Source organism: Cupriavidus sp. WS (assembly GCF_000395345.1).
GTDB classification, from domain to species: domain Bacteria; phylum Pseudomonadota; class Gammaproteobacteria; order Burkholderiales; family Burkholderiaceae; genus Cupriavidus; species Cupriavidus basilensis_B.
Genome location: NZ_AQPL01000584.1, coordinates 1 through 2605, shown reverse-complemented (window position 1 = coordinate 2605; position 2605 = coordinate 1). Strand labels below are relative to the sequence as shown.

3 protein-coding genes are annotated in these 2605 nt (G+C 65.1%); 1 reads left to right on the top strand and 2 read right to left on the bottom strand.

Features of this window, described 5'->3' with window-relative positions; genetic code table 11:
• Positions 1-132: 132 nt before the first annotated feature.
• Together K206_RS0135030 and K206_RS0135025 are read right to left on the bottom strand one after the other, a co-directional pair.
• Positions 133-873 (bottom strand): SDR family oxidoreductase, encoded by a 741-nt coding sequence (locus K206_RS0135030; protein ID WP_020206926.1) that lies wholly within the window; start codon positions 871-873, stop codon positions 133-135.
• An 83-nt stretch (positions 874-956) separates the two neighbouring features.
• A complete protein-coding gene (locus K206_RS0135025; RefSeq protein WP_231401729.1) occupies positions 957-1613 on the bottom strand; it encodes a TetR/AcrR family transcriptional regulator in 657 nt (218 codons plus the stop codon).
• Between the two features lie 119 nt (positions 1614-1732).
• Here K206_RS0135025 and K206_RS40275 point away from each other — a divergent pair, with 119 nt between their 5' ends.
• Positions 1733-2548, top strand: coding sequence for an IclR family transcriptional regulator (locus K206_RS40275; protein ID WP_020206924.1), 816 nt, complete (start codon positions 1733-1735; stop codon positions 2546-2548).
• The last annotated feature ends 57 nt before the right edge of the window (positions 2549-2605 follow it).

The following is a 2605-nucleotide window of genomic DNA, read 5'->3' as shown; positions in this document are numbered from 1 at the left end:
TTTCCGTTTTCTGAGACGACCCCCTTCCAGGCACTCAAGAAAACCGCACCCACCCAAAATCCACCATCCCCCAACACCGAACCCGCCCACGCAAGCCGGCAGCAAAGCGACGGCCGCGCCCCCACGCTAAAGCTACAGCGTAAAACCCCCATCAATAGTCAGGCTTGCCCCGGTAACGTAACCCGCCTCATCCCCTGCAAGATAAGCAACAAGACCGGCAATTTCCCCGGGCTTCGCCACTCGTTTCAGCGGGTTCATTCCCGCCAGCATGTCGAGCGCGCCCGCGGTCATGTCCGTTTCCGTGGGGCCGGGCTGGATGTTGTTGACGGTGATGCCTCGCGGCGCCAGATCGAGCGCGACGCCCTTGACCATGCCGGCGAGCGCGGTTTTCGTTAGCTGATACACGCTGGCGCCGGGCGTGCGGGTGTGGAGCGCGACATTGCTGCCGATCGTGATCACGCGCGCGCCGGGCTTCAGATGCGGCACGGTGGCCTGGATCGACAGATACACGCCGCGGACGTTGACGTTCAGCATCAGGTCGAGATCCTCGAGGCTGACCGCGTCGATGGTGCCCATGCGGAAGACGCCCGCGTTGACGACCGTCACGTCGATGTCGCCGAATCGCTCCACCGCCTGCGCAACGGCGTTGCGGATCGCGGCCGGGTCGGCGCTGTCGGCCTGTATCGCGAGTGCCTGGCCGCCCTGCTCCGCGATGCGATCGACGAGGGTTTTCGCCTTGTCGGCGCTCGACACATAGGTGAATGCGACAGCGAAGCCATCCGTGGCGAGACGGTCGACGATTGCCGCGCCGATGCCGCGCGAGCCGCCGAATACGAGTGCTGCCTTGCGTGCCTGTGCACTTGCCTGGTTCATTTTGCCTTCCTTTATGGATCAATCAGTCAATAACAGACCAAAAAAAAAGCGCCTGCCTCGCTGGCGAGGCGCGCGCCAGATTCTCAAACCGCCTTGAGGCGGCCAACAGCGAATTCCGCGAGCGTGCGCAGTGCTTCCCGGTCGGCGCCGGCGCGGGCGGCAACCTGCAAGCCGGCCATCGTCGTCTGGATGAAGGCGGCGGCCTGCGCGGGATCGGCAGCGGGATCGATCTCGCCGATCTCCTGCGCTTCCCGGATCCGCTCCACGATGCGTGCCCCGAGTGTCACGGCGACGCGATGCGCCATGTCGAGCACCTCGGCATCCGTGGTGCCGAACTCGCCCACCGCGCACACCCCGAGGCAGCCCAGCGCCCGTTGCCCGTCGTCGTCGGCAATGAGCCCGCGAAGTAGTTCACGCATGCCGTCCAGCGGCGACGCGGCTGCGTTCAGCCGCTTCAGATGCCCCGCCAGCACGTTCTGCTGATAGGTCTGCAGGACTTCCAGGTACAACTGCCGCTTGTCGCCGAAGGCGTTGTACATGCTCTGCCGGCCGATGCCCATCGCCTTGAGCAGATCGTCTGTCGACGTCGCGGCGAAGCCTTTGGCCCAGAACAGCCTGGTTGCCGTGGCCAGCGCGGCGTCGCGATCGAATTCCCGTGGTCTCACCATGACGGCAACGATAGTGATTATGGATCGATGTGTCAATAACAAATAAAAAGACGCCCATCGACCGCTTGTCATGCCGGGTCCGCGATGCCGGCCTAGTACAACCCTCGGTTCCGTGCCGGCGCCAAAGGCTCGTATCATGGGCAACACACCAAAGAGGCCGATCGGCCCGCCTAGTGCCCTAGCCCCCAGCCATGCCCGAATCTCCGATCAAGACATCGAAACGCGTCTTCGAAATCTTCGAGGCGTTTGAAAACGTGCAGCGCCCTATGGCGCTGAAGGACTTCACCCAGCGCTTCGGCTATCCGCCGTCGAGCGCGTCCGCGGTGCTCAAGAGCCTCGTCGCGCTCGGCTACCTGGACTACGACCGGTTCTCGCGCACCTACATGCCCACCATGCGCATCACCTCGCTGGGCAACTGGATTCAGCAGGCCATCTTCGGCCAGAACGAAGAAGTGCTGCGGCTGATGCAGCAGTTGTCGGAGGCGTTCGGCGAGTGCATCACGCTCAGCGCGCAGAGCGACCTCTACGTCCAGTACGTCTACCTGATTCCCTCGCGCCTGCCGATCTGGTACTCGGTCCCGATCGGCACGATCCGGCCCCTGGCCCGCTCCGGCAGCGGCTGGATCATGCTGGGCGCGCGCACCGATGCGGAGATCGAGGAGCTGGTGCGCCGCATCAACTTCCACGAGCCCGATCCGGCCCGGAAGGTGAAGCTCGCCGAGTTGATGGCGCATGTCGAGCAGGGCCGCCGCGATGGCTACCTGTTCAACAAGCACACGCTCGAGCCGGGCGCCGGCGGCATCTGCATGGTGCTGCCCGAGCGGCGCTTCGGCCGGCTGTTCGCGCTGGCCGTCTCCGGCCCGGTCGAGCGCCTGGAGACCATCCAGGAGCGTGTCATACACGCGATGCGCGAGGGCATCGCGGCACTGGACACGGCCGCGCCCCGGCCGGCCGGCGGCGTGGAAGTCCCCGCCGGCACCGCTCGTTCCGAGACCGCTCCCTGCTGACCGCTTCCCCTCCTTTCATATATGTGTAAATGCAGGCGGGAGGCGCCTTTCCCGCCT